This window comes from Caballeronia ptereochthonis, from assembly GCF_001545075.1.
In the GTDB taxonomy this organism is placed as follows: domain Bacteria; phylum Pseudomonadota; class Gammaproteobacteria; order Burkholderiales; family Burkholderiaceae; genus Caballeronia; species Caballeronia ptereochthonis.
Genome location: NZ_FCOB02000002.1, coordinates 181,962 through 207,544, shown reverse-complemented (window position 1 = coordinate 207,544; position 25,583 = coordinate 181,962). Strand labels below are relative to the sequence as shown.

Sequence of the window (25,583 nt, the reverse complement as noted above, 5' to 3'; positions counted from 1 at the left end):
ATGATCTCTCTTGCCGACAAGCACGCGGTGGTGACGGGCGGAGGCAGCGGCATCGGCGCGTCGTGCGCCGAAGCGCTCGCGCATGCGGGCGCGCGCCTCACGCTGATGGGCCGCGACATCAGGCGCCTCGAAGCGCAGCGCGACGCGATGCGCGCCAGCGTCCACGTTGCATGCGTGAGCGTCGACGTGACCAACGAAGCCGCCGTCGGCGAAGCCTTCGCGCGCGCCGTCGAATTGCACGGCCCCGTCGACCTGCTCGTCAACAACGCGGGCCACGCTCACGCCGCGCCCTTCACGCACACCGATGCCGCACTGTGGCAACGCATGCTCGACGTGAACCTCACCGGCGTGTTCCTGTGCACGCGCGCCGTGCTGCCTGCGATGCTCGAACGCGGATACGGACGCATCGTCAATGTCGCGAGCACGGCGGGTCAGATCGGCTATGCGTATGTCGCCGCATATTGCGCGGCGAAGCACGGCGTGATCGGCCTCACGCGCGCGCTCGCCGCCGAAGTCGCGACGAAAGGCATCACGGTCAACGCGGTATGTCCCGGCTACACCGAAACGGAGCTGCTGCGCGCATCGCTCGACCAGATCATGGCGAAGACCTCGCGCAGCGAACAGGACGCGCGCGATGCGCTCGTGCGCAGCAACCCGCAACGCCGTTTCGTGCAGCCGGAAGAAGTCGCGAACGCGGTGCTGTGGCTCTGCGCGCCCGGCTCCGAAGCAATGAACGGCCAATCCATTTCCGTATCCGGTGGAGAAGTGACGTGACCAACGCCGCACGCAGCAAGAAGACGACTCCCGCGACGGAAGCGAAAGCACCCCGCAAGGGCATCGAGAAGCCGGCGGACAACGTCGTCGATCTGGAAATGAGCACGGGCGCCGACAGCCACATGGGCCTGCGCCTGTGGCTGCGCATGCTGACCACGACGAACCTCGTGCAGGCCGAATTGCGCAAGCGCCTGCGCACCGAGTTCGATACCACCTTGCCGCGCTTCGACCTGATGGCGCAGCTCGAACGCCATCCCGAAGGCCTGAAGATGACCGAGCTCTCGCGCCGCATGATGGTCACGGGCGGCAACGTGACGGGCATCACGGATCAATTGGAGAAGGAAGGCCTGGTGTCGCGCGATACCGATCCGAACGACCGCCGATCGATCAGCGTGCGCCTCACGCCGCAAGGCCGCGCGGCGTTCGACAAGATGGCGACCGCACACGAGCAATGGGTCGTCGAGATGTTCGGCGGCCTCGAATTGAACGAGAAATCGCAGACGCATCAGCGGCTCGGCAAGCTGAAGCAGCATCTGCTAAAGACGCTCAAAGACTGAAGGAGACGTTCATGACCTCATCCCCCGCCGACGCGCTTCTCGCCGGCAACCGCACCACGCTCGCCGCGTATCGCGTGAAGCATTTCCTCTGGTCCGTGACGAACGGCGTCGCGACCATCACGCTGAATCGCCCCGAGCGCAAGAACCCGCTGACTTTCGAATCGTATGCGGAACTGCGCGATCTGTTTCGTCAGCTCGCGTATGCGACCGACGTGAAAGCCGTCGTGATCCATGGCGCGGGCGGGAACTTCTGCTCCGGCGGCGACGTGCACGAAATCATCGCGCCGCTCATCGATCTGCCGATGCCCGAACTGCTGCTCTTCACGCGCATGACGGGCGATCTCGTCAAGGCGATGCGTCACTGCCCGCAACCGGTCATCGCGGCGGTCGACGGCGTATGCGCGGGCGCGGGCGCGATTCTCGCGATGGCCTCCGACATGCGCCTCGGCACCGCGCGCAGCAAGCTCGCGTTCCTGTTCGCGCGTGTCGGTCTCGCCGGCTGCGACATGGGCGCGTGCTCGATCCTGCCGCGCATCATCGGTCAGGGGCGCGCGGCGGAACTGCTCTTCACGGGCCGCGCCGCGACCGGCGACGAAGGCTACGACTGGGGCTTCTACAACCGCCTCTGCGCGCCCGATTCCCTGCTCGACGAAGCCGCCACGCTCGCATCCGAACTCGTCGCGGGCCCGACCTTCGCGCACGGCATCACGAAGAAGATGCTGCATCAGGAATGGAGCATGAGCATCGACGAAGCGATCGAATCCGAAGCGCAGGCGCAAGCCATCTGCATGAGCACGCGCGATTTCGAGCGCGCTTACCGCGCATTCGCCGCGAAGACGCGCCCCGCGTTCGAAGGAGACTGAATTGAACGTCGATCCACACAGCGCGCTCGCGTGGCCTTTCTTCGAGGAACGGCATCGCGAACTCGCGCGCGATGTCGATGCCTGGGCCGAGCGTCATCTGGCGCACGTCGATCACGCCGACACCGATGCGGCGTGCAAGCGCCTCGTGCGCATGCTGGGCGATGCGGGCTGGCTTGCGCATTGCATCGGCGGCACGCGATACGGCGCATCGAACGACACGATCGATACACGCGCCGTGTGCCTCCTGCGCGAAACGCTCGCGAAACACGACGGCCTCGCCGATTTCGCGTTCGCGATGCAAGGGCTCGGTTCCGGCGCCATCTCGCTCACCGGCACCGACGAGCAAAAGGAGCGCTATCTGCCGCGCGTCGCGAACGGCACGGCTCTGGCGGCGTTCGCCTTGTCGGAGCCCGAAGCAGGCTCCGACGTCGCGGCGATGTCGCTCGATGCGCGCTTCGATGGCGACGCCTGCATACTGAACGGCGACAAGACCTGGATCTCGAACGGCGGCATCGCGGACTTCTATGTCGTGTTCGCGCGCACCGGCGAAGCGCCGGGTTCTCGCGGCATCACCGCGTTCATCGTCGATGCGGATACGCCGGGGCTCGAAATCGCCGAACGCATCGACGTGATTGCGCCCCATCCGCTCGCGCGCCTGCACTTCGCCGACGCGCGCGTGCCGCGCAGCCAGATGCTCGGTGCGGCGGGCGAAGGCTTCAAGATCGCGATGCGCACGCTCGACATCTTCCGCACGTCGGTCGCGGCGGCGTCGCTCGGCTTTGCGCGCCACGCGATGCAGGAAGGGCTCGCGCGCGCCGCATCGCGCAAGATGTTCGGCCAGACGCTCGGCGATTTTCAACTGACGCAAGCGAAGCTCGCGCAGATGGCGCTCACCATCGACACCAGCGCGCTGCTCGTCTACCGCGCCGCATGGCTGCGCGATCGGGGCGAAAACGTCACGCGCGAAGCGGCAATGGCGAAGTGGCATGCGAGCGAAGGCGCGCAGCAGGTCATCGACGCGGCCGTCCAGTTGTGGGGCGGCCTCGGCGTGAAATCCGGCATGGCGGTCGAATCGCTCTATCGCGAGATCCGCGCCCTGCGCATCTATGAAGGCGCGACCGAAGTTCAACAGTTGATCGTCGGACGAGACGTATTGAAAGCGCACGGAGCACGCCAGCGATGAGCCGAACCTTCGACATGCCGATGCGCATCCGCTTCGCTCACTGCGACCCGGCGGGCATCGTCTATTTTCCGCAATACCTCGTGATGACGAACGCGCTCGTCGAGGATTGGTTCAACGACGCGCTACGCATCGACTACGCGCACATGATCACCGTGCGCCGCGTGGGCCTTCCCATCGTCAAGCTCGGTTGCGAGTTCTCGCGGCCGAGCCGCATGGGTGAAACGGTGACGCTGTCGCTCGCCATCGACTCCGTGGGACGACGCTCGATCCGCATCGACATCGTGTGCCGTTGCGGCGACGAAGTGCGCTTTCGCGCAAAGCAGGTTCTGGTGACGACATCGCTCGACGATGGCCGTTCGATCGACATTCCCGGCGACATCGCCCGCGCACTCGAGCAGTTCGCGCCGGCCACGAGCCGTGCATTGCAGGAGGAATCAGGGACATGAAAAAGACGCTTCTGCCTTCGGGCTGGGTCAAGCCGCGCGGCTACGCGAACGGCGTCGCGGTGCGCGGCACGCAGGTGTATATCGCCGGACAGATCGGCTGGAACGAACAGGCGCGCTTCGTCAGCGACGCGTTCGGCGCGCAGGCCGCGCAGGCGCTGCGCAATGTCGTGGCCGTGCTGCGCGAGGCGGGCGGCAAGCCCGAGCATCTCGTGCGCATGACCTGGTACGTGACCGACAAGCGCGCCTATCTCGCGGCGGCGAAGGAGATCGGCGCGGCGTTTCGCGAGCTGATCGGCGATTACGACATCGCGATGAGCGCGGTGCAGGTCGTCGCACTGATCGAAGACGATGCATTGGTGGAAATCGAAGCCACGGCTGTCATCCCCGACTAAGCGGAGAGCACGATGGAACGGTCAGCACACGTCGATACATTCGCGCGCGATCACCTGCCGCCGGAGGATCAGTGGCCGGTGTTCATGCTCGACAACGCCGATGTCGCCTACCCCGCGCGCATCAATTGCGCGACGGAACTGCTGGATCGCGCGATCGAAAGCGGACATGGCGACCGGCCCGCCATCTGGTCCGACGTGAACGGCGCGCCCCATGCCACCAGCTACAGGGAATTGCGCGCGCTCGTGAATCGCAGCGCACGTGTGCTCGTCGATGAAATGGGCTTGCGTCCAGGCAATCGGGTGCTCCTGCGCGGCCCGAATACCTTGCAGATGGCGGTCGCGTTCTTCGCGGCGCTGAAGGCGGGACTCGTCGTCGTGCCGACCATGCCGCTTCTGCGTGCGAAGGAGCTGAAGCAGATCATCGACAAGGCCCGGATTTCAGCGGCGCTTTGCGATGTTCGCCTGATGGACGAGCTCGCCCGCTGCCGCGCAAAGGACGACGAGTTCCAATGCGAAACCCTCGCGCAGGTCCTCACGTTCCACGACGACGCGCCCGCCTCGCTCGAATCGCTCGCGGCGGCGAAGCCCGATCATTTCGATGCCTGCGACACGGCCGCCGACGATGTCTGCCTGATTGCGTTCACGAGCGGCACGACAGGCGCGCCGAAGGGCTGCATGCATTTTCATCGCGACGTGCTCGCGATGTGCGATCTCTTCCCGCGCCACATCCTGAAGCCGACGTCGAGCGACGTATTCTGCGGCACGCCGCCGCTCGCATTCACGTTCGGCCTAGGCGGCCTGCTGTGCTTTCCGCTGCGTGTGGGCGCATCGACGGTGCTGCTCGAAAAGCTCACGCCCGAAATGCTGCTGCAAACGGTCGAACGCTTTCGCGCGACCATCATGTTCACCGCGCCGACCTTCTATAGGCAAATGGCGCCGCTCGTCGAGCGCTTCGACATTTCGAGCCTCACGAAGACCGTTTCCGCCGGCGAGGCGTTGCCCGATTCCACGCGTGCGCTGTGGCACGAAGCGAGCGGCATCGAGATGATCGACGGCATCGGCGGCACGGAGATGATCCATATCTTCATTTCGTCGGCGGGTGCGGACGTGCGCGAGCATGCAATCGGCCGCGCGGTGCCGGGTTACATCGTGCAGGCCGTCGACGATGCGATGCAGCCCGTGCCGCCCGGCACGATCGGCAAGCTCGCCGTGCGCGGCCCGACTGGCTGCCGTTATCTCGCAGATGAACGTCAGCTGAAGTTCGTGCGCGACGGCTGGAACCTGCCCGGCGATTCCGTCGTGATCGACGAAGACGGCTACGTGTTCTATCAGGCGCGCGCCGACGACATGATCGTCTCGGCGGGGTACAACATCTCCGGGCCGGAAGTGGAAAGCGTGCTGATGCAGCACGAAGCGGTGGCCGAGTGCGGCGTGATTGGCGTGCCGGACGAAACCCGCGGACAGGTGGTGAAGGCGTTCGTCGTGCTCAATCCCGGCTTCACGGGCGACGATGCGCTCATCGCCGAGCTGCAGGATTTCGTCAAGCGCAACGTCGCGCCCTATAAGTATCCTCGCGTGGTGACCTTCCTCGATTCACTGCCGCGCACCGAGACGGGCAAGCTCAAGCGCTTCGCATTGCGCGCGATGTAGCGCGTCCGCAAGAGAAAAGCAGAAATCATCGGTTCGGCCAGAAACGTTTGCTTGGTAGAGTATGGTTCACGCCCGCCGCGAGGCGGCTCGCCAACTCTTCCGAGCAAACAAGAAAAATGGCTCTGACGCGACGTTTCCTTGCTGTTTCCTTTTCCGCGGCGCTTGCAATGAGTTCGCAAGCCGCACTGGCCGCGAGCAAGACGCTCGTGTTCTGCTCCGAAGGCAGCCCCGCCGGCTTCGACTCCGCGCAGTACACGACCAGCACCGACTTCGACGCGGGCGCGCACGCCGTCTACGACACGCTCGTCGAGTTCAGGCGCGGAACGCTCGATCTCGTGCCCGGCCTCGCGGAGAAATGGGACGAGTCGCCGGACGCGAAGACCTTCACCTTCCATCTTCGACGCGGCGTGAAATTCCAGTCGACGCCCTGGTTCAAGCCCACGCGCGACTTCAACGCGGACGACGTCGTGTTCACGTTCAGGCGCATGATCGATCCGAACGAGCCGTTCCAGAAGGCGCATCCGGTCAGCTTTCCGTATCTGACGGATCTCGGCTACGACAAGAACATCGCATCGGTCGACAAGCTCGACGACTACACCGTGCGCTTCACGCTCAAGACGCCGGATGTCGTGTTCGTGCGCAACATTGCGATGGAATTCGCATCGATCGTATCGGCGGAATATGCGGCGCAACTGCTCAAGCAAGGCAAGCCCGAGAATCTCAATCAGAAGCCGGTCGGCACGGGCGCGTTCGTATTCCGCGACTACCAGAAGGATGCGACGATCCGCTATGACGCCAACCCGACATACTGGAACAGAAAGGACGTCCACATCGACAAGCTGGTCTTCTCGATCACGCCCGACGCCGCCGTGCGCCAGCAGAAGCTGTCGGGCGGCGAATGCCAGGTGACGTCCTTCCCGCGCCCCGCCGATATCGCCGCGTCCAGGCAGGACCCGAAGCTCACGGTGCTGTCTGGCGTCGGCTTCAATATCGCGTATGTGGGCTACAACACCACGCACAAGCCGCTCGACAACGTCAACGTGCGCCGCGCGCTCGACATGGCGATCGACAAGCAGGCGATCATCAGAACGGTCTACGAAGGCGCGGCCACTGTCGCCACGAACCCGATGCCGCCCTCGCAGTGGTCGTATGACAAGGCGCTCAAGGACGCGCCGCGAGATCCCGCGAAGGCGCGCGAGCTCCTCAAGGAAGCGGGCTTCCCGGACGGCTTCGCGATCACGCTCTGGGCCATGCCCGTGCAGCGCGGCTACAACCCGAACGCGCGCCTGATGGCGCAACTGATTCAATCGGACTGGGCGAAGATCGGCGTGAAGGCGAACATCGTCACTTACGAATGGGCCGAGTACAACAAGCGCGCGAAGACGAACGGCGAGCACGATGCGATCCTGTACGGCTGGCTCGGCGACAACGGCGACCCGGACAACTGGCTCGGCACGACGCTCGGCTGCGATGCGGTCCACGGCAGCAACATGGCGAAGTGGTGCAACAGGCAATTCGACGACCTGCTCGCGAAGGCGCGCCTCATTACCGATCAGAACGCGCGCACGAAGCTCTACGAAGAAGCGCAGGTCGTGTTCAAGGATCAGGTGCCGTACACGCCGATTGCGCACGCGAACATCTTTCAGCCGATCTCGAAACGCGTGCACGGCTATCTGATCAGCCCGCTCGGCGGGCATCGCTTCGACGGCATCACGCTCGATTGACGGCGCTCGCCGCGCGGGGAATGGCGGGGTTGAGCGGTCATCAGCCTCCTCGATACCACGCGTCAATACTGTCTCGCTGTTCGCGCTTGCCCGATTGCGTCTTGTATGCGTCACCGCCTCCGACCGCATGGGTGCCGACATCGGGCGTGTCGTGCGCGGCACCCTTCGAGCTCATCGCATCCGCGCCGTGAGCGCTGTACGAGACCGGCGCGACCGCGTCTTGGCAATGCATGTTGGCCGAGCCGCAATCGTCCGCCAGCGCGGGGATGGCGGACCATGCCGCGTTCGCGGCCAGAAGAATGGCAGTGAGTTTCGCTTTCATGGCGACTCCAGTGACTTGTCGACAAAACGAAGCGCGCGGGAAAGCATCGCGCCCGCGCCGACAAGTGCATGGCCTGTGCCATTTTCGATGGACGCATCGCTCTAAAAGAGCTGAATGACCTGAAAACAAAGCGTTCCGGCTCGGGGCACGATCACCCGCGCGGTCGCTTTGAATCACGCGACTGTCGGATGAAGGCCAACGCCTGACATCGACTTGTTCGCCCACGTCCGACATCGCGAAACCGTGATGTGTCGTTTTGAGCCGATTTCCGGACGCGTGAGCGAAGGCACGCGCGCGCGACGATCCGCACACTCCAGAGAACAATCATGCCGAGGGCCGCTCGCGCTCCATCAGGCCGCGGCGCCCCATCGGCGGTCAATGCAATTCAGGAGTAGCACAAGTGAGCCCCTCGCACGAGCGCCATGCCGCAATCAAGCCGTCGCCGCCTCTCGAGCTGGACGACATCACGGTCGTCGATCACGCGCTGCTCAAGCGCGCAGTCGGCGCGATGGCGCTCGGCAACGCAATGGAGTGGTTCGACTTCGGCGTCTACAGCTACATCGCGGTCGTGCTCGGCAAGGTGTTCTTTCCGTCGAGCAGCCCGTCCGCACAATTGATCGCGACCTTCGGCACCTTCGCCGCGGCCTTTCTCGTGCGGCCGATCGGCGGCATGGTCTTCGGCCCGCTCGGCGACCGCATCGGCCGCCAGCGCGTGCTGGCGATGACGATGATCATGATGGCCGTCGGCACATTCTGCATCGGCCTGATACCGGGATATGACAGGATCGGCATACTCGCGCCGGTGCTGCTGCTCGTCGCGCGTCTCGTGCAGGGCTTCTCCACGGGCGGCGAGTATGGCGGCGCGGCGACGTTCATCGCCGAGTTCTCGACCGATGCGCGGCGCGGCTTCTTCGGCAGCTTTCTTGAAGTGGGCACGCTCGCGGGCTATATCCTCGGCGCGGGAACGGTCGCGCTGCTGACGGCGCTGCTCTCGCACGAAGCGCTGCTTTCGTGGGGCTGGCGCGTGCCGTTCATGATCGCGGGTCCGCTCGGACTCGTGGGCCTCTATATCCGCATGAAGCTCGAAGAGACGCCCGCGTTCAGGAAGGAAGCCGAGGCGCGGGAGGCGGACGAACGGTCACGCCCGAAGCAATCGTTCATCGAACTGCTCGCGCATCAGCTCAAGCCGCTGCTGCAATGTGTGGGGCTCGTACTGATCTTCAACGTCACCGATTACATGGCGTTGTCGTACCTGCCGAGTTTCCTGTCGGCGACGCTTCATTTCGACGAAACGCACGGGCTCTTTCTCGTGCTGCTCGTGATGGTGCTGATGATCCCGATGACGCTGTTCGCGGGCCATCTGTCGGACCGGATCGGCCGCAAGCCGGTGATGATGTCCGGCTGCATCGGTCTGTTCGCGCTGTCGATTCCGGCGCTTCTGCTCGTGCGCACAGGCACGGTGCTGCCGGTGTTCACCGGCCTGCTGATTCTGGGCGCATTGCTTTCGACCTTCACGGGCGTGATGCCGTCGTCGCTGCCGGCCCTCTTTCCGACGCGCATTCGTTGCGGCGCGCTCGCCATCGGCTTCAACGTGTCGGTATCGCTGTTCGGCGGCACGACGCCGCTCGTCACCGCGTGGCTCGTCGATCAGACCGGCAATCTGATGATGCCCGCGTACTATCTGATGGCGGCGTCCGTGATCGGCATGGTGTCGGTGCTCGCATTGCGCGAAACGGCGCGCATGCCGTTGCTCGGATCGGGACCGTGCGTCGCCACGCACGCGGAAGCGCTCGCGCTCACCCGCACGAAGCTGAAGGTCGTTCATTCGGGCAAGGGCAAAACCGTACCGGAAAAGAAGCGCGCATGAATCCGGCGGCATTCATGCCGCGAGCGCATCCCTCAATGCTTCCAGGAACCTGACATAAGCGGTCGCGCCTGGGTCTGCGTGCCCGATGCTGCGCTCCTGCACCCATGCGGCGCGCCCCTTCTTCGATTGCATCGCGGCGGTCGCGCTGACCTGCTCGTTCGCGTTCGCGATCATCGCGTCGAGCATGTCCGTCGCGCTGCCTTGCGATATGGCCAGTACATCGAGACTCGGCACCAGCGCATCGAGCACGGTCTTGTCGCCGACCTGGCTCTTGCCGCGCTCGATGATCCGCGCCGCGACTGCATGACCGATCGCAAGCGCCTCGTCGCGACCGATCGTGTCCTTGCCGATCACCGTCTTCGCCGCCGCGAGCAGGCCGCCGCCGACGAGCGCCGCGAAGGTCGACGGATTCGCGGTGGAAAACGCCTTGGCAGCGGCGAGCAGCGCTTCGTTCAACGACGTCTCGTCGGGCAGCGCGGCCAGCGCCTTCACGATGGCCGCGGACCCCGCCTGCACGGTGATGCCGAGATCGCCGTCGCCGAGCGCCGCGTCGAGCTCGCGCAGTTCATCGGCATGATTGGGAAGCGCGCTTAGCGCGCGCGAGAGGATGTCCCGCAGTTCCTTGCTCGTCACACTCATTGCACGCTCCTTTTCAGGACTCGGTTCCGTCGCGGAAGAACGGCGAACGCGCGGGCGCCGCAAGCAGTGCTTCGAGTTCGTCGTCGAGCAGCATCACCGTGATGGATGCGCCCGCCATTTCCAGGCTCGTCACGTACTCGCCGACATACGAGCGCGCGACCTTCAACCCTTGGTCCGCGATGAGCGCCGCCGAGCGCCGGTAGAGCAGATACAGTTCTTCCAGCGGCGTCGCGCCCAGTCCGTTTACGAGCAGCGCGACGCGCGAGCCCCTGGACGCGGCGAGATCGCCGACGATCTGGCGGGTGAGGCGCTCGGCGATGGCATCGGCGGATTCGAGTTTGCCGCGATGCGTGCCCGGTTCGCCGTGAATGCCGATGCCGATCTCCATCTCGCCTTCCGGCAGCGTGAAAGTGGGTTTGCCCGCTGCGGGCAGAATCGTCGGCGAAAGGCCGACGCCCATGGTGCGGCAGTTCGCGTTGGCCTTGGCGCAAATGCGCGCCACTTCGTCGAGGGAATCGCCGCGTTCGGCTGCGGCGCCTGCGCATTTGAAGGCGAACACCATGCCGGCCACGCCGCGCCGATCCGCCGAACGTTCTTTCGGTGCGGAGGCGACATCGTCGGTCAGCACGACGGTTTTGACGTCGATGCCTTCGGCTTCCGCGAGGTCCGCTGCGAGGTCGAAGTTGAGCACGTCGCCGCCATAGTTGCCGTAGACATAGAGCACGCCCGCGCCGCCGTTTACGGCCTTCGTCGCTTCGAAGATCTGCTCCGAGGAGGGCGACGAGAATACGTTGCCCACTGCCACGCCGCTGCACAATCCCTCGCCTACGTAGCCGAGAAAGCCCGGCATGTGGCCGGAACCGCCGCCCGTTACGATGCCGACGCGGCCTTGCCTCGGGGAGTCGGCGCGCACGAGCGCGCGGTGGTCTTCTGTTGCGGACTTCATCCATTTCGGATGTGCGAGTAGTAGGGCTTCGATGATCTCATCGACGAAAGCATCGGGATGGTTGATGATCTTTTTCATCTTTGAGTATCTCCTTGGTGTTGGTTTGCTTGTTTGTTTGTCTGCTCGTTCGCTTGCTTGCGCTTTCGGGGAATCCTGAATTCTTGGTGGTCTATTAGCACTGCCCCTCCCCGGGGCGGGGGTCACTTTCTTTGCTGCTGCAAAGAAAGTGACTGCCGCCCCGCACAGGGGCAACGCTAATAGACCACTAAGAAATCAGGATTTCATGGAAGAAATCCCAACCACCCCTACTTCCTCCGCTGACTCAAAGCATCGAGCAAAACAGCAGCAAAAATGACCCCACCTTGAATGAACTGCGTCCAGAACGGATTCACGCCGAGCAACGAAAGGCCCACGTTGATCACCCCGATCAACACCACCCCGATGAATGTCCCGACGATGGACCCGCGCCCGCCCGCAAGCGACGTCCCGCCGATCACGATGGCCGCGATCACCTGCAACTCAAGCCCGTTAGCCGCCGAAGGCAAAGCAGAATTCAGGCGCCCCGCCAGCACGATGCCGGCAATCGCCGCCGTCACTCCAGCAAGCATGTAAGTGAAGAACACAACCCGCCGCACCGGAATCCCCGCAAGCCGAGCCGCTTCCTGATTCCCGCCTACGGCGAACACCTGATGCCCGAACGTCGTCTTGCGCAACAGCACATGCCCGACGATGAACACGACAAGCATCACGATCATCGGCATGGGCAGGCCCGCAACGGTCTTCGCGCCGAACAGCGTGAACGCATCGGGAAAATCGAACTTGGTACGGCCATCCGAAATGGCCAGTGTGAGGCCGCGCGCCATGGCCATCGCCGCAAGCGTGACGATGAACGGCACGAGCCTCAGCCACGACACCGCGAGCCCGTTGAGCGCCCCCGCGAACGCGCCCACCGCGAGCGCGGCGCAAAGCCCCGCAAGGCCCAGTCCCACCGCGCCCGGGCTCGATCCCGCCATGACGGTCGCCGCAACCATGCCGCTCAGCGCGACGAGCGAGCCCACCGACAAGTCGATGCCCGACGTGATGATGACGAACGTGCCGCCCACCGCCGCAATGCCCACCACCGATACCTGCACCATGATGTTCGTGAGCGTGCTGGTGGTGAGAAACTCGGGCGATGCGATCGACAACGCCACGCATATGATGACGAGCGCCGCGAACAGAGGCCCGATGCCGCTCCTCAACTGACGAATCACGCGGCGTGACAGCGCCTCCGTGTCCGAACGATCGGCTGCCGTGGTGGTCATGCGCCCGCTCCTGTCGTTGCCCACTGAATGACCGTTTCCGAATCCGCCCTGTCGCGCGCAATCTCGGTCACGATGCTGCCGCGATACATCACGAGCACGCGATCCGACATGCCGAGCAACTCCGGCAACTCCGAACTCACCATGACGACCGCCGCGCCCGCGCGCGCCATCGTCACCATGTGCGCGTAGATCTCGGACTTCGCGCCCACGTCGATGCCGCGCGTCGGCTCGTCGAGCATGATGACGGCGGGACTCGTCGCCGTCGCGCGGCCAAGGATCACCTTCTGCTGATTGCCGCCCGAGAGCGTCCCCGTGATCTGCAGCACCGACGAGGCACGCACCCCGAAACGCGTGCTCGCATCCTGCGCCAGCCTGCGCTTCTTCGCGCGGCTGACGAAACCGCCGCTCGCCAGCGCCTTCAGGCTCGACAACGCAATGTTCTCCTCGATGCTCGCCTCGAGCACGAGCCCCTCGAGCTTGCGATCTTCCGACGTATAGACGAGCCCATGACGCACGCCTTCGGTCGGCGAATGATTGGTGACCTTCCTGCCCCTCACGAGGATCTCGCCGCCCGTCACGGGCAGCGCGCCGAAGATCGTCTTCAGCAACTCCGTGCGCCCCGCACCCGCAATGCCCGCAATGCCGACGATCTCCCCGGCGCGTACCGAGAAGCTCGCATTGCGCAAGAGCGGCGCACTCGCAAGATTGCGCACCTCGAGCACGACGGGACCATAGTCGCGCGGCTCCCACGGATAGAACGATTCGAGATTGCGCGCGACCATCGCCTGCACGAGATCCGCCTCGGTCCATTCGGACATTGGCCGCGCGCCGACAGTCGCGCCATCGCGCATCACGACGGCGGAATCGGCAAGCTCGAACACTTCTTCCAGATGATGCGAGATGAAGATGATGCCCATGCCTTCCGCACGCAGCCGCCGCACCACCGCATACAAATTGGCGATGTCGTGGCTTTGCAGCGCGGCGGTCGGCTCGTCCATCACGAGGATGCGCGCATCGCGCGCGATCGCCTTCGCCACCTCGACAAGCTGCCGCTTGTTCAACGGCAAGTCGCCGAGACGCATCCACGGCGGCACGTTTTCGAGCCCGACGCGCGCGAGCGCTTCACGCGCCATCGCGTTCGCCTCGCGCATCATCACGAAGCCCTTGCGTGAAGGCATGCGGCCAAGGAACAGATTCTCCGCAACGGTCATGTCGTTGATCAGCGACAGCTCCTGATAGATGACCGCCACGCCCGCATCGATTGCCGCATTGGTGCCGCGCGCGAGCGGCACGCCGTCGATCTCGATCATGCCCTCGTCGGGCTCGTACGCGCCCGAGAGCGCCTTCACGAGCGAGGACTTGCCCGCGCCGTTCTCGCCGACGATCGCCATCACGTGACCCGCGTGCAACTCGAGGCTCACGCCGCGCAGCGCCTTCACGCCGGGAAAGCTCTTGACGATGCCCTGCATGCGCAACAGCGGCGCTTTCACATGCTCAGGCGCGCGCGCTTGCGCTTCGGTTTCCACTGTCATGTCGTGCATTCCGCTTGCGGGCCGCGTGCTCATGAACGGCACGCGGCCGCGGTTGCCCCTACTGCTTCACTTCCTCGGACCAGAGACCGTACTTCTTCACTTCATCCGAATCGATGTTCGACTTGTCGATGAGCATCGTCGGCCATGCATAGTTCGCCGGCACGTTTTTCTTCGCGTTGTAGTCCGCGATGAACTGCAGCGACTGCGCCGCCATCCGGATCGGGTTCTGCGAGATCGTCGCGTCCTGCTTGCCCGCGCGAATCGCGGATAGCGCCTGCGCGGTGCCGTCCGCGCCGATCACGAGAATATGCTCCTTGTCGCCGAGCGGCTTGTAGCGGCCTGCGTTGTCGATGGCTTTTTCCGCGCCTACGGTGTTGTCGTCGTTCGCGCCGAAGACAGCATCGATCTGCGGGAATTTCTGCAGGATGCTGGTCATCGCATTGAGCGACTTCTCCTGATCGAACGCGCCCTCCTGACGCGCGACGACCTTGATGTCGGGATACTTCGCGATCTCGTCGCTGAAGCCCTTCTCGCGATCCGTCGCGGCCGTCGTGCCGACGAGGCCGATCAGGTCGACCACGTTGCCCTTCTCCGAGCCGTAGCGCTTCTTCAGTTGCTCGGCGATCCATTTGGCCGCCGTCTGCCCGAGCGCGACATTGTCCGACGCGACAAAGGACGTGACCTTGCCGCCGTCCGAGCCGCGGTCGAGCGTAAACACGGGAATGCCCATCGAGTTCGCTTTCTCGACGGCGGGAATGATCGCCTTCGAATCGATCGGATTGAGGACGATCGCCGTCACGCCCTGGCTCAACAGATTGATCGCGTCGTTGACCTGCTGCTGCGCGTCGCCGTTGGCGTTGGTCTGCACGAGCTCGAAACCTTGCTCCTTCGCACCGCGCTCGACGCCCGCCTTCAGGCCGACGAAAAACGCGTTGTTCAGCGTCGCGATCGAGAAACCGATCTTGGTCTTGCCGCCCGACGCGCTCGTGGCCGGCGCGCTCGCCGGTGCGCTCGCACTCGCCGCCGATGCGCTGCTGCTCGTGGAGGACGACGAGTTGTCGCTCTTCGAGCATCCGCTCAACGCGGCCGCCGCGCACAGCAATACGGCGCCCGTGGATTTGCCGAACGTTCCCCATCTGTCGAATCTTGCCGAACTCCAGGCCATGGCTGTCTCCGTTGTACGAGTTGTTCAATGCGATGTCGTTGCGTGTGGTTGCGCTGAGGCTTCGCTACCGCGATGCGCGCTTCAGCGATCCTCCGTATTGCGCCTGCCGTAAGTCTTGAACTTCTCCAGCACTTCATCCATCTGCTCGTCGGAAAGCACAGGCGGTGCACCGATCTGCAGCGCCAGCAGATATTGCTTCGCGAGCACTTCCACTTCATGCGCGAGCCATACGGCGCGCCCGAGATCGGTGCCGAGCGCGATCACGCCATGATGCGCAAGCAGACACGCGCGGCGGTCTTCGAGCGCGGCGAGCGCATGATCGGACAGTTGCTGGCTGCCGAAGACGGCATAAGGCGCGCACCGTATCGACTTGCCGCCGGCCGCGGCGACCATGTAATGCAGCGCGGGAATGTCGCGGCCATGAATGGCGAGCGCGGTCGCCGCGATCGAATGCGTATGCACGACCGCGTGAACATCGGTCCGCGCGCGCAGGATGTCGCGATGCATGCGCCACTCCGACGAAGGACGTTCGACGCGCAAGAGCTCGGCATCGTCGGTGATGTCGAGCGGCAGCCATACGATGGCTGCTTCGCCGAGTTCGCGCGCGGGCACGCCGCTCGGCGTGATCAGGAAGCCGTCGCGGTATCGGGCGCTCACGTTGCCCGACGTGCCCTGATTGATACCGAGCCGTTCCATCTCCAGCGATGTGTCGACGATCGCGCGGCGCAACGCGCGTTCGTCGGCGGCGCTCATGCGGCGCTCCCCTCTGCGGCGAAGAGACTTCTCAGCGAGCGCTCGAACGGCGCCCGCACGATGCCGCGTTCCGTGATGAAGCCGGTGACGAGCGCGTGCGGCGTGACATCGAACGCGGGGTTGCGCGCGTTCATCGCGTCGGGCGCGATGCGCCGTCCGGCGAGATGCGTCACTTCCTCCGCATCACGCTCCTCGATTTCGATGCGCGCGCCGCCGGGCGTCTGCAGGTCCAGCGTCGACGAAGGGCAGGCGACGTAGAACGGAATGCCGTAGTAATTCGCCGCGATCGCAAGGCCGAGCGTACCAATCTTGTTGGCGAAATCGCCATTCGCGGCGACGCGGTCCGTCCCGACGATGACGAGATCGACGAGCCCTTGCGACATGATCGACGCGGCGGCGCTGTCCATGATGAGCGTGACGTCCACGCCCGCCTGCTGCAATTCGAACGCGGTGAGACGCGCGCCTTGCAGAAGCGGACGCGTCTCGTCCGCATAGACCTTGAACGCAATCCCCGCGCGATGCGCGGCATAGATCGGCGCGGTTGCGGTGCCCAGGCCCGTCGTCGCGAGCGCGCCTGCGTTGCAGTGCGTGAGCACGCCGCATCCTTCCACGATGAGCGGCATGCCGTGCTCGCCGATGCCTTCGCACAGCGCCTGATCTTCCTCGTGTATGCGCCTGGCTTCGGCGACGAGCGCTTCGTAGAGCGTCGCCGCATCTTTTGCATCGACGTCGCGTGCATGGCGCAGCATGCGCCGCAAGCCCCAGCTCAGATTCACGGCGGTAGGCCGCGCCGTTTCGAGCCAGCTCGCATGACGCTCCAGCTCCGCGCGAAACTGCGCGACGGGCAGCGCGGTCGATGCCCGCATCGCGATGCACAGCCCATATGCGGCCGCGACGCCGATCGCCGGCGCACCGCGCACGCGCAACTCACGAATGGCGCGCCACACCGCTGCCACGTCGGCGACGTTCTCCACTACGATCTCATGCGGCAAGCGCGTCTGATCGAGCAGCAGCAGATCGCCGTCGCGCCATTCGATCGTCGGCGCAAGCGTGGTGAACAAGGGCTGCGAAACCATGAAATCTCCCTTTGCGAAAGAAACGCCGCCGTCAAATCGTCGCGCCATCGCGCTGAATCTCGCGCGCGAGCATCGCCACCCGCCCGATATCGCCGAGCGTGGCGCGCTGCACGAGCAAGGCTTCCGCACAACGCAGGCAGCGCACCTCGATGCGCGCACGCGCCTCGGCATCCGGAACGCGCGTGATCTCCGCGACCTTCGCCATGCCGACGATGCGCCGGATCATCTTGCAGCCCGCGAAGCCGAGCGTATCGGCCAGCAGACGCCGCATGAAATGCGCGCGATACGCCGCGACCGCGCGGCTCTCCGCTTGTCCGCCGATGAAGCGCCGCTTGCTGCGGCTCTCGTGATCGCGCCACAGCTCGAGGAACTGCGTGTTGAAGCCGGACCAGATGCGCACCATCTGTTCGAGCAGCCATTCCTGATACGGGCCGGGATCGCGTCCGTCGATGCGGCCGTGCCAGTCGCGCGAGAAGTAGGCGAGCAGCAGGTTCGCGATGACCGCGCCGACGTCGAAGCCCATCGGTCCATAGAACGCGAACTCCGGATCGATCACGAAGGTCTCGTCCTCGTTGACCATGATCGAGCCGGTATGCAGGTCGCCGTGCAGCAGGGTCTCGGCGTGATTCATGAACACCCACTTCATGTCGGCCGCCGCGATGCGCAGCGGTTCGTTCGTCCTGAGCCGCTCGATCGCGGCTTTCGGCAGCGCGGGGCTATAGACGTTCGATGGATGATCCTCGAACGGAAACGTGAAGACGAGATCCTCGGTGATCTTGCACAGTTCCGAATTGACCGCCGCGCCCGCGGCCTGCTTCTTGATGTCGGGCGCGAGAAAGAGATCGGAGCCGTAGAAGAGCGTATGCGCGAGATAGGTCGACAGATGATCCGCGAGTCGCGGATAGGTCGCGCCGTCCATCAAGCCTTGCCGCAGGATGCGATGCGACGCGAGCCGCTGCATCACCATGAGAAAACGCTTGCTGTCCGCGTGATAGACCTTCGGCACGTGTTGCGGGCACAGCGCGCCGAAGCGCCTCAGCGCGGCGACTTCGTGCTCCATGCGCTGACAGGAAAGCGGCCACGTCTTGCCGACGAGCCGCAGAAAAGGCGGCGCCTGCTTGACGACGACGCTGCGCTCCGGCGCCTTCGCATTGGTCACGAAGTACACGTAGTTCAGGTTGCCGTCTCCCACTTCGGCGACTTCGAGATCGTCGGGGTCGCCGAGCAGCGCGCGCACGTCGGGCACGCCGCCCAGATAGGCGGCGAGCTCCTGCGCGGTAAAGGCTTCAAACTCCATCGGTGTCTCCTCCGATGTTGCTCCGGCGCGCGCGCCTTTCAGCGACGCTTGCGCACCAGATCGAACTTGAAGATGCTCGTGTTGTAGTAGTCGTTGCTATAGCAAAGCGGCTCGCCGCTCTGATCGAAATCCACTTCGTCCAGCAGCAGAAACAGGCCGAAGCCGTCGCCCAGTTCCGGCAGGTCGCGCGGCGTGAGGATGGTCGGCTGTATCGACGTATGCGTGTGCGACAGCCGCCGCCCCGTGCGCGCGAACATGCCGAAGAGCGATTCGCCCAGCTCGCCCTCGGCGGCATCGAAAACGTGCTTCGGGATCGTGTCGATGCAGTACGCGGCGATGGCGTCGTCCGCGCGGCGCACGCGTTCGATCCGCACGCATGGATCGCCGGGCCTGATGCCGAGCTTTTCCGCCAGACTCTCCGAGGCCGCGACCGTGTCCATCTGGATGCGGCTCGTCGATGGCACCGCGCCGACGCTGCGGATCATGTCCGTCACCGACATCAGATCATCGAGCCCGCCATGCAGCGTCAGCGAAATTTGTCTGATGAAGGTGCCCTTGCCTTGCTGACGCGACAGCAAGCCATGCGAGATCATCTGCGCCACGGCCTCCCGCAAGCTGGAGCGGCCGACGCCGAGCAGCTCGCAAAGCTCTATTTCAGTGGGAATCTGGTCGCCGGGCTTGAGCTTGCGCTCACGGATCATCGTCAGGAGCGACTCCTGGATCTTGTCGCTCATCGAACGCTCGACGCTCAGGCGCATGCGGCTCTCCCGGATGGCAGTGCCTGGAATATACATCAGACGTCTGATGTTTCTGTCGGGATTTTCCCGAAGTGCTTAACGCTTATGAACGCGCGATTTCCTTGCGCAGATGCAGCACGAATGTGCCCGTCACGCGCGACGCGACGGGCTTTGCAGCGCACGATTCCTGATCGATCAGGCGGGCGCGGTCACGCTCAGAAACGGAGCGATGTTTTGCATCGCGCGCTCGACATAGGCTGCCTTTTCGCCGACGGGCGCGACGTAATGCATTGCGCCGCGCGCCGCTTCGAGGCCTTCGAGCCGTGCGATCACCCAGGCGGCCAGATACTGGGACGCCAGACATCCGCCCGCCGTGGCGACGTTGCCGTTCGCGACGAACGGTTGATCGAGCGTGCGCACGCCCGCTTCCTCGACCCAGGGCCTGGTCGTCAGGTCCGTGCATGCGGGAACGTCCCGAAGCAGTCCGAGCTTCGCCAGAACGAGCGTTCCCGAGCATTGCGCGGCCAGCAGCTGACGCGCGGGATCGAGCCTCAGACGCGCCATCAATGCCGCATCGGCGACGACTTCGCGTGTCTGCATGCCGCTTCCGACGATCACGGCATCGGCATGCGCGGCGTCTTCGAGCGACGCCTGCGCTTTCAGCACGACACCGTTCATGGAACGCACTTCCGCCGATGGACATGCGATCGACACCTTCCAGTCCGGCTTCTTCACGCGGTTGAGAATGCCGAACGCGATCAGCGAATCCAGTTCGTTGAAGCCCTCGAACGTGAGAATGGCGATGTGCATCGTGTCCTCCTTTCAAGACGAAGATTGCATGCGTGCATGCTACGGGCAATGACGAATACAATCAAAACATTGTCATGGATACATCCTCCGATGCCGAAACCGCCTCGCTACAAGCACCTCGTCGACCGATTCGCGGACGACATCCGCTCTGGCCGTCTGAAGCCCGGCGCGCGTCTGCCCACGCACCGGCAACTGGCAGCGAGCGAAGGGCTCGGGCTCGTCACCGCCACGCGCGTCTATGCCGAACTGGGTGCGATGGGCCTCGTCAGCGGCGAAACGGGACGCGGCACCTTCGTCAAGGAAACGACGCTTTCGCGCGAGCTCGGCATCGATCAGGTGGCCATCGCCGCGGACATGGTCGATCTGAACTTCAACTATCCCGCGCTCGCCGGTCAGGCGGAGCTGCTGCGCAATGCGTTGCGGCAGCTGTCATCGGCGGGCGATCTGGAGGCCCTGCTGCGCTATCAGCCGCATGGCGGCCGCGTGCATGAGCGGGCGTCTGTCGCGCGTCATCTCGTGCGCCGCGGGCTTTCCGTGACGGGCGGGAACGTGATGCTCGTCGATGGCGCGCAGCATGGGCTCGCCACGACCGTGATGGCGCTCCTGAAGCCGGGTGACGTGGTGGCCGTGGATGCGCTCACGTATACCGGCTTCAAGCTGCTGGCCGAGGCGCATCGACTGGAACTCGCGCCGCTGCCCGGCTCGGGCGGGGGGCCTGATTTCGACGCACTCGAGACCTTGTGCAAGCGCCGCCGCGTGCGCGCCATCTATACGATGCCGACGCTGCACAACCCGCTCGGCTGGGTGCTGAAAGCGAGCAGGCGCAAGCAGCTGGTCTCGATCGCGCGCAAGCATGGCTTGTTCATCATCGAGGATGCCGCCTATGCCTTTCTCGCGGACGACGCCCCGCCGCCGCTCGCGGCAATCGCGCCGGAGCTCACGGTTTATGTATCCGGGTTCTCGAAGAGCGTGGCGACGGGCCTGCGCGTCGGTTATGTCGTGGCGCCACTCGAATGGGCGCCGATGATCGAGCGCGCGATCAGAGTGACGACGTGGAACACGCCGGGCGTGATGACGGCGATCGCATGCGGCTGGCTGGAGGACGGTACGGTCGAGCGGCTCGAAGCCGAGAAACGCGCGGACGCGTCGATGCGGCAGGCGATCGCGGCCAGCGCGTTGGGCCGTTTGAAGCGCGTGGCGCATCCTGCTTCGTACTTCGTGTGGCTGCCGATGCCGGAGGAAGTCCGCGCGGACCGGATCGCGGCGGCGCTCATGCGCGAGCGGATTTCGGTCTCGACGGCCGAGCCGTTCTGTACCGCGGCGCACGTGCCGCATGCGTTGCGGCTGGCGTTGGGGTCGGTGGATGTCGGGACGCTGGAGGAGGCGTTGCGAAGGGTTCAACAGGTGGTCGAGGCGCATGCCTGCTGAGCGTCGCAAAACGCAGCCGGCAAGCGACACCGGAGGCCCCTTCGTCGATTTTTTCCACGATGAGCGGCCAGCGCCAGATACTGCGCCAGCGGAGACGGCCCAGGAGTGGGCTGCGGAATAACGGGATCGAATGGAAAAAGATGCATGTCACGCTCGTGAATTCGCCACGGCAGATTTTGCGGTTTTCAAATCAAATCGCCATTGCAAGGGCCCAGCGGGGCCTGACATTTCAGCGACGGACGTACCGGGACCAAGGCATTCTCGTGTAATCCGTCTGTGCGCAATTAAACCATTCGCTCGCGTTTCCTCTCCCGCCGCGTCTCCGATAAATCCCCCGAAGCGCCCAGCGCCGCGGCTTCCGCTCGGCTCTTGCACATAAATTGAGCAAATTTCCCGATAAGTGCGATCAAAAATCAAGCCCCTTTTCCGATAGCCTCCATTCGGATGTATCGATAATCCCAGACCTGAAACTCATCGTAAATAGCAAACGTATTGCGCTATTTTTGTGTTTCAATTGAAGCCAAAATCCGTCTTACCAAACCCGATAGTTTCGCGATTGCCGTCGCGATCCATCGATTGGAAATTGGCCTATGCGTACTCAATACGAGACGTCTACACCGAAAGAAAAACTCACGGCGGAACATAAGCGGCAGGCGCATTTCCAGCGATGGTTCGCCACGTTTGCAAGCCTCGCCCATTCGCGGCTCCCGCTGCCTGCGTATCTGCAAAAAGTCACCGATACGCTGAGAGAGGTCGCGGACGTCGCGTCCGCCGTCGTGGAATGGATCGAGGGCGAGGAACTCGTCTATCGCGCGGCGAGCGGCGCGGCGGCGGTGCATGTCGGCGTGCGGCTGCCCACCGCCGGCAGCCTGTCGGGCCTGTGCATCACGCGCCAGCAGGCGCTCATCAGCCGCAACACGGCGACGGACCATCGCGTGGACCGCGTCGCGTGCGAGGCGGTCGGCGCGGTGTCGATGGTCGTCGCGCCGGTCATCTACGAAGGCCGCTCGGTCGCGGTGCTGAAACTCATCTCCGGCGAAGTCGACCATTTCGGCCAGTCGGACATCGGCATCCTGCACGCGTTTTGCGCGTGCATCGCGGAAACCATCGCGCGCGAGGAAATCGCGCAGGAGAACCGCGACCTGCTGAAGGAAAACGCCAGCGTCGCCGCCGATCTCACCGTGGAGTCGTCGCTGCGCATCGAATACGAAAAGAAGCTCGCCGACGCCTTGCGCCGGCGTCAGACCGTGCTTGACAACGCGCATGTCGCGTTCGTGTCGATGGACGAAGCGGGCATGACGGTCGACTGGAACGAGGCCGCGGCGCTGCTCTTCGGCTGGAAGCAGCAGGAAGTCGCGGGCAAGGAGCTCGCCGCGTTCATCGTACCCGATCGCTTTCGCGACGCGCATCGCGCGGGGCTCACGCGCTATCTCGCGACGGGCGAGGCGCGCATGATCAACCAGCGCGTCGAGCTGCCCGCGCTGCGCCGCGACGGCAGCGAGTTCGCCGCCGAGCTGACGATCAGCGAAGTGTGGTACGAGGGCCAGCGCCAGTTCGCGTGCTTCGTGCACGACATCACCGACCGGCGCCGCGCGACCGAGGCGAACGAGCGCCTGCGCCTTCTGATCAATTCGGTGAGCGATTACGCGATCTGCATGCTCGATCAGAACGGCTACGTGCGCTCGTGGAACGACGGCGCGCGCGCCATCTACGGGTTCACGGCGGCGGAAGCGATCGGCCGCCACTTCGCGCTGTTCTATACGTCCGACGAACACGGCCGCGACCGTCCCGGCGACGATCTGACGCTGGCGGCCAAGCGCGGACGCGTCGAGCACGAAGGCTGGCACCTGCGCAGGGACGGCTCCGAGTTCTGGGCGCACATGATCCTGAGCGCGCTGCCGAGCAATAGCGGCGGCGAGCAGAGCTTCGTCAAGATCACGCGCGACATGACCGCGCGGCGGCGGCTCGAAGAGCTCGAAGCGTCGAGCCGGCGCATGAACGAGTTTCTCGCGCTGCTCGGCCACGAACTGCGCAATCCGCTCGCGCCGATCCGCAACGCGGTGAGCATTCTCAAGCTGAAGGCTTCCGACGACGCCGACGTGATCCGCAGCCGCCAGATCGTCGACCGGCAGCTCGCGCATCTCACCAGGCTCGTCGACGACCTGCTCGAAGCCGGACGCGTGAGCTCGGGCAAGATCCGCCTGACGACCGACATCCTCGATATCGCGGATGTCGTGCATCTGAGCGTCGAGGCGAGCCAGCCGCTCTTCGACGAGCGCGGGCAGCGCATCGTGGTGCTGGAGAGCGGTCGGCCGCTCTACGTGAACGGCGATCCGACGCGGCTCGTTCAGGCGCTCAACAATCTGCTCAACAACGCGTCGAAGTTCAGCCCGCCCGCATCGACCATCACGCTCGAAGTCGGCCCGCGCGGCGGCTCGATCATGGTGCGCGTGATCGATCAGGGCCGCGGCATTTCTCCGGAAGCGCTCGGCATCGTGTTCGATCTGTTCGTGCAGGAGCATCCGCCGGGCGCGCATCCCGACGAAGGCGGCCTCGGCATCGGCCTGACGCTCGTGCGTGCGATCGCGGAGCTGCATGGCGGGCACGTCGAGGCGAAGAGCGGCGGCGCGGGCAAGGGCAGCGCGTTCTCGCTGTGGCTGCCGCTCGCGGAGCCGCAGGCGGACGGCGCAGCGGCGGACGCGGCGACTGCCGCGGCCGCGGGCCATCAGCTCGCCGTGCTCGTCGTCGACGACAACCGCGATTCCGCCGACAGCATGGCCCTGCTCGTCGAGATGCTCGGCCACCATGCGCGCGCAGCCTATGACGGGCCAGACGCGCTCGATTCATTCGAGGCGGACCGGCCGCAAGTCGTGCTGCTCGATCTGTCGATGCCGGGCATGACGGGCTTCGACGTGATCCGCCGCATGCGCGACGAGGGCAAGCGCGTGATCGTCGCGGCGATGACAGGACTCGGCTCCGACGAGGACAGGGCCCGCACGCGCGCCGCCGGCTTCGATGCGCATCTCGTCAAGCCGGTCGATCTTCCGGAACTGGAGCGCGTGCTGGCGCTGGCGGGGCGCGCGTGACGCTTTCCGGCACGCGCGTCACGCGCATTCCACCGTCACATTCCCCCGCTCCTCGAAGCGCGCGAGCACGGGCGCTTCGGCCAATGCATCGGTGACGAGCGTCCAGTTGCGTTCCAGCGGCGTCCAGTGCTGCTGGCTCGCGCGCTCCAGCTTGTTCGACGTGACCAGCACGAACACGGCCGCCGCCTGCCCGATGATGCATTCCTTCAGGAACGCCTGCTCCGCCGTCGCTTCGCACAGCCCGCGCCCCGCGACGACGCCGTCCGCGCCGAGAAACGCCTTGTCGAACGTCACGCGCGACAGCGCCACCTGCGCGAGCGCCCCAAGCGTGCTCATGCTCGACGGCCGCACGTCGCCGCCGATCAGCGTCACGGGCACTTCCGCCGCCGCGAGCACGCTCACCGCAAGCAGGTTGTTCGTCACGACGTGAATCTCCGTGCGCCCGGCGAGACATCGCGCGAGCGCGGCGGTCGTCGTGCCGCCGTCGAGAAAGATCGTGTCGCCGTCCTGCACGTGGCGCGCCGCCGCGCGCGCGATCGCTTCCTTCTGCTCGCGGAAACTCGCGCGCCGGGTATCGAGCGACTCCTCCGGCTCGTGCATGCCCACCGACGCCGCGCCGCCGTACGTGCGCACGATGCGCCGCTCCTCGGCCAGCGCCCGCAGGTCTCGGCGCACCGTCGCCTCCGACATGCCGAAGTGCTCGCACAGAGCGGCGACATCGTTCATGCCGGAGAGCACCGCTTTGAGCATCGCCTCGCGGCGTTTCTCGACTTTCATCCTGTTTCCTGAGTGCTGAGTGGTTGCGTTCGCTTGTTCGGCGAGGACGCACAGTGTAGCGAACCGGCCGGGTTCGCCGAATGCTCGCACTCACTTCAGACCGCGCAGCCGACGTTTTGATCGATTCGATCATTCAAACCGGCAATTTGGTCCAAATCGATCAGGGTAAACGCCTGTGGCGACCGGTTTGCGCAAAGCAGCGCGGAGGAATACACTTCGATTTGATCGAATCGATCAATCTGTGACTGATTCGGC

General features: G+C 64.8%; 23 protein-coding genes. 11 read left to right on the top strand and 12 right to left on the bottom strand.

What is annotated here, in order from left to right:
* From AWB83_RS02940 to AWB83_RS02905, 8 genes are all read left to right on the top strand, one after another.
* Positions 1-774, top strand: a complete 774-nt coding sequence (locus AWB83_RS02940) for an SDR family NAD(P)-dependent oxidoreductase (RefSeq protein ID WP_087042749.1) — start codon at positions 1-3, stop codon at positions 772-774.
* Positions 771-1,331: a MarR family winged helix-turn-helix transcriptional regulator gene (locus AWB83_RS02935; protein ID WP_087042748.1), complete on the top strand. Its 561-nt coding sequence runs from the start codon at positions 771-773 to the stop codon at positions 1,329-1,331. Before AWB83_RS02940 ends, AWB83_RS02935 begins: the two co-directional genes overlap by 4 nt.
* Before the next feature lie 11 nt (positions 1,332-1,342).
* A complete protein-coding gene (locus AWB83_RS02930) occupies positions 1,343-2,194 on the top strand; it encodes an enoyl-CoA hydratase family protein (RefSeq protein ID WP_087042747.1) in 852 nt (283 codons plus the stop codon).
* A gap of 1 nt (position 2,195) precedes the next feature.
* On the top strand, positions 2,196-3,377 hold the full coding sequence (locus tag AWB83_RS02925; protein WP_087042746.1) for an acyl-CoA dehydrogenase family protein: 1,182 nt from the start codon (positions 2,196-2,198) through the stop codon (positions 3,375-3,377).
* Positions 3,374-3,823, top strand: a complete 450-nt coding sequence (locus tag AWB83_RS02920; protein WP_087042745.1) for an acyl-CoA thioesterase — start codon at positions 3,374-3,376, stop codon at positions 3,821-3,823. Before AWB83_RS02925 ends, AWB83_RS02920 begins: the two co-directional genes overlap by 4 nt.
* The gene (locus AWB83_RS02915; protein WP_087042744.1) at positions 3,820-4,215 is read left to right on the top strand and encodes a RidA family protein; all 396 of its coding nucleotides are present in this window, start codon (positions 3,820-3,822) and stop codon (positions 4,213-4,215) included. The genes AWB83_RS02920 and AWB83_RS02915 overlap by 4 nt, the downstream gene beginning before the upstream one ends.
* Positions 4,216-4,227: 12 nt before the next feature.
* The gene (locus tag AWB83_RS02910; RefSeq protein WP_087042743.1) at positions 4,228-5,865 is read left to right on the top strand and encodes an AMP-binding protein; all 1,638 of its coding nucleotides are present in this window, start codon (positions 4,228-4,230) and stop codon (positions 5,863-5,865) included.
* Between the two features lie 116 nt (positions 5,866-5,981).
* Positions 5,982-7,589 carry an ABC transporter substrate-binding protein gene (locus tag AWB83_RS02905; protein WP_087042742.1) on the top strand — a complete coding sequence of 536 codons (1,608 nt, stop codon included), beginning with the start codon at positions 5,982-5,984 and terminating at the stop codon, positions 7,587-7,589.
* A 40-nt stretch (positions 7,590-7,629) separates the two neighbouring features.
* Here AWB83_RS02905 and AWB83_RS02900 read toward each other — a convergent pair whose 3' ends face one another.
* Positions 7,630-7,911: a hypothetical protein gene (locus tag AWB83_RS02900; RefSeq protein WP_087042741.1), complete on the bottom strand. Its 282-nt coding sequence runs from the start codon at positions 7,909-7,911 to the stop codon at positions 7,630-7,632.
* Positions 7,912-8,311: 400 nt separating this feature from the next.
* Here AWB83_RS02900 and proP point away from each other — a divergent pair, with 400 nt between their 5' ends.
* The gene (gene proP / locus AWB83_RS02895) at positions 8,312-9,778 is read left to right on the top strand and encodes a glycine betaine/L-proline transporter ProP (RefSeq protein ID WP_087042740.1); all 1,467 of its coding nucleotides are present in this window, start codon (positions 8,312-8,314) and stop codon (positions 9,776-9,778) included.
* A gap of 12 nt (positions 9,779-9,790) precedes the next feature.
* Here proP and AWB83_RS02890 read toward each other — a convergent pair whose 3' ends face one another.
* The 10 genes from AWB83_RS02890 to AWB83_RS02845 all read right to left on the bottom strand — a co-directional run bounded on the left by AWB83_RS02890 (position 9,791) and on the right by AWB83_RS02845 (position 20,037).
* Entirely contained in the window at positions 9,791-10,417 is a 627-nt protein-coding gene (locus AWB83_RS02890; protein ID WP_087042739.1) for a DAK2 domain-containing protein, read from the bottom strand.
* Between the two features lie 13 nt (positions 10,418-10,430).
* Positions 10,431-11,441, bottom strand: coding sequence for a dihydroxyacetone kinase subunit DhaK (locus AWB83_RS02885; protein ID WP_087042738.1), 1,011 nt, complete (start codon positions 11,439-11,441; stop codon positions 10,431-10,433).
* Positions 11,442-11,668: 227 nt separating this feature from the next.
* A complete protein-coding gene (locus AWB83_RS02880; protein ID WP_087042737.1) occupies positions 11,669-12,667 on the bottom strand; it encodes an ABC transporter permease in 999 nt (332 codons plus the stop codon).
* On the bottom strand, positions 12,664-14,208 hold the full coding sequence (locus AWB83_RS02875; RefSeq protein ID WP_374729046.1) for a sugar ABC transporter ATP-binding protein: 1,545 nt from the start codon (positions 14,206-14,208) through the stop codon (positions 12,664-12,666). Before AWB83_RS02875 ends, AWB83_RS02880 begins: the two co-directional genes overlap by 4 nt.
* A 49-nt stretch (positions 14,209-14,257) precedes the next feature.
* Positions 14,258-15,364, bottom strand: coding sequence for a sugar ABC transporter substrate-binding protein (locus AWB83_RS02870; RefSeq protein WP_087042736.1), 1,107 nt, complete (start codon positions 15,362-15,364; stop codon positions 14,258-14,260).
* Between the two features lie 81 nt (positions 15,365-15,445).
* Positions 15,446-16,117: an L-fuculose-phosphate aldolase gene (locus tag AWB83_RS02865; RefSeq protein WP_087042735.1), complete on the bottom strand. Its 672-nt coding sequence runs from the start codon at positions 16,115-16,117 to the stop codon at positions 15,446-15,448.
* Entirely contained in the window at positions 16,114-17,193 is a 1,080-nt protein-coding gene (gene mtnA / locus AWB83_RS02860) for an S-methyl-5-thioribose-1-phosphate isomerase (protein ID WP_087042734.1), read from the bottom strand. Before mtnA ends, AWB83_RS02865 begins: the two co-directional genes overlap by 4 nt.
* A gap of 31 nt (positions 17,194-17,224) precedes the next feature.
* A complete protein-coding gene (gene mtnK, locus AWB83_RS02855) occupies positions 17,225-18,490 on the bottom strand; it encodes an S-methyl-5-thioribose kinase (RefSeq protein WP_087042733.1) in 1,266 nt (421 codons plus the stop codon).
* Between the two features lie 38 nt (positions 18,491-18,528).
* Positions 18,529-19,224: a GntR family transcriptional regulator gene (locus AWB83_RS02850; RefSeq protein ID WP_244197543.1), complete on the bottom strand. Its 696-nt coding sequence runs from the start codon at positions 19,222-19,224 to the stop codon at positions 18,529-18,531.
* Between the two features lie 198 nt (positions 19,225-19,422).
* Positions 19,423-20,037, bottom strand: a complete 615-nt coding sequence (locus AWB83_RS02845; RefSeq protein WP_087042731.1) for a DJ-1/PfpI family protein — start codon at positions 20,035-20,037, stop codon at positions 19,423-19,425.
* A 90-nt stretch (positions 20,038-20,127) separates the two neighbouring features.
* Here AWB83_RS02845 and AWB83_RS02840 point away from each other — a divergent pair, with 90 nt between their 5' ends.
* Positions 20,128-21,465 carry an aminotransferase-like domain-containing protein gene (locus AWB83_RS02840; protein WP_087042730.1) on the top strand — a complete coding sequence of 446 codons (1,338 nt, stop codon included), beginning with the start codon at positions 20,128-20,130 and terminating at the stop codon, positions 21,463-21,465.
* A 590-nt stretch (positions 21,466-22,055) separates the two neighbouring features.
* The gene (locus AWB83_RS02830; protein ID WP_087042728.1) at positions 22,056-24,551 is read left to right on the top strand and encodes a hybrid sensor histidine kinase/response regulator; all 2,496 of its coding nucleotides are present in this window, start codon (positions 22,056-22,058) and stop codon (positions 24,549-24,551) included.
* Between the two features lie 18 nt (positions 24,552-24,569).
* Here the strand turns inward: AWB83_RS02830 and AWB83_RS02825 are convergent, their stop codons facing one another.
* Positions 24,570-25,328 (bottom strand): DeoR/GlpR family DNA-binding transcription regulator, encoded by a 759-nt coding sequence (locus tag AWB83_RS02825; protein WP_087042727.1) that lies wholly within the window; start codon positions 25,326-25,328, stop codon positions 24,570-24,572.
* Between the last annotated feature and the right edge of the window lie 255 nt (positions 25,329-25,583).

What these genes read in the sequence shown, in the direction of transcription:
- AWB83_RS02940 (WP_087042749.1), top strand. Translation starts at nt 1, where the DNA reads ATGATCTCTCTTGCCGACAAGCACGCGGTGGTGACGGGCGGAGGCAGC.
- AWB83_RS02930 (WP_087042747.1), top strand. Translation starts at nt 1,343, where the DNA reads ATGACCTCATCCCCCGCCGACGCGCTTCTCGCCGGCAACCGCACCACG.
- AWB83_RS02920 (WP_087042745.1), top strand. Translation starts at nt 3,374, where the DNA reads ATGAGCCGAACCTTCGACATGCCGATGCGCATCCGCTTCGCTCACTGC.
- AWB83_RS02915 (WP_087042744.1), top strand. Translation starts at nt 3,820, where the DNA reads ATGAAAAAGACGCTTCTGCCTTCGGGCTGGGTCAAGCCGCGCGGCTAC.
- AWB83_RS02910 (WP_087042743.1), top strand. Translation starts at nt 4,228, where the DNA reads ATGGAACGGTCAGCACACGTCGATACATTCGCGCGCGATCACCTGCCG.
- AWB83_RS02905 (WP_087042742.1), top strand. Translation starts at nt 5,982, where the DNA reads ATGGCTCTGACGCGACGTTTCCTTGCTGTTTCCTTTTCCGCGGCGCTT.
- AWB83_RS02900 (WP_087042741.1), bottom strand. Translation starts at nt 7,911, where the DNA reads ATGAAAGCGAAACTCACTGCCATTCTTCTGGCCGCGAACGCGGCATGG.
- AWB83_RS02890 (WP_087042739.1), bottom strand. Translation starts at nt 10,417, where the DNA reads ATGAGTGTGACGAGCAAGGAACTGCGGGACATCCTCTCGCGCGCGCTA.
- AWB83_RS02885 (WP_087042738.1), bottom strand. Translation starts at nt 11,441, where the DNA reads ATGAAAAAGATCATCAACCATCCCGATGCTTTCGTCGATGAGATCATC.
- AWB83_RS02880 (WP_087042737.1), bottom strand. Translation starts at nt 12,667, where the DNA reads ATGACCACCACGGCAGCCGATCGTTCGGACACGGAGGCGCTGTCACGC.
- AWB83_RS02875 (WP_374729046.1), bottom strand. Translation starts at nt 14,208, where the DNA reads ATGCACGACATGACAGTGGAAACCGAAGCGCAAGCGCGCGCGCCTGAG.
- AWB83_RS02870 (WP_087042736.1), bottom strand. Translation starts at nt 15,364, where the DNA reads ATGGCCTGGAGTTCGGCAAGATTCGACAGATGGGGAACGTTCGGCAAA.
- AWB83_RS02865 (WP_087042735.1), bottom strand. Translation starts at nt 16,117, where the DNA reads ATGAGCGCCGCCGACGAACGCGCGTTGCGCCGCGCGATCGTCGACACA.
- mtnA (WP_087042734.1), bottom strand. Translation starts at nt 17,193, where the DNA reads ATGGTTTCGCAGCCCTTGTTCACCACGCTTGCGCCGACGATCGAATGG.
- mtnK (WP_087042733.1), bottom strand. Translation starts at nt 18,490, where the DNA reads ATGGAGTTTGAAGCCTTTACCGCGCAGGAGCTCGCCGCCTATCTGGGC.
- AWB83_RS02850 (WP_244197543.1), bottom strand. Translation starts at nt 19,224, where the DNA reads ATGAGCGACAAGATCCAGGAGTCGCTCCTGACGATGATCCGTGAGCGC.
- AWB83_RS02845 (WP_087042731.1), bottom strand. Translation starts at nt 20,037, where the DNA reads ATGCACATCGCCATTCTCACGTTCGAGGGCTTCAACGAACTGGATTCG.
- AWB83_RS02840 (WP_087042730.1), top strand. Translation starts at nt 20,128, where the DNA reads ATGCCGAAACCGCCTCGCTACAAGCACCTCGTCGACCGATTCGCGGAC.
- AWB83_RS02830 (WP_087042728.1), top strand. Translation starts at nt 22,056, where the DNA reads ATGCGTACTCAATACGAGACGTCTACACCGAAAGAAAAACTCACGGCG.
- AWB83_RS02825 (WP_087042727.1), bottom strand. Translation starts at nt 25,328, where the DNA reads ATGAAAGTCGAGAAACGCCGCGAGGCGATGCTCAAAGCGGTGCTCTCC.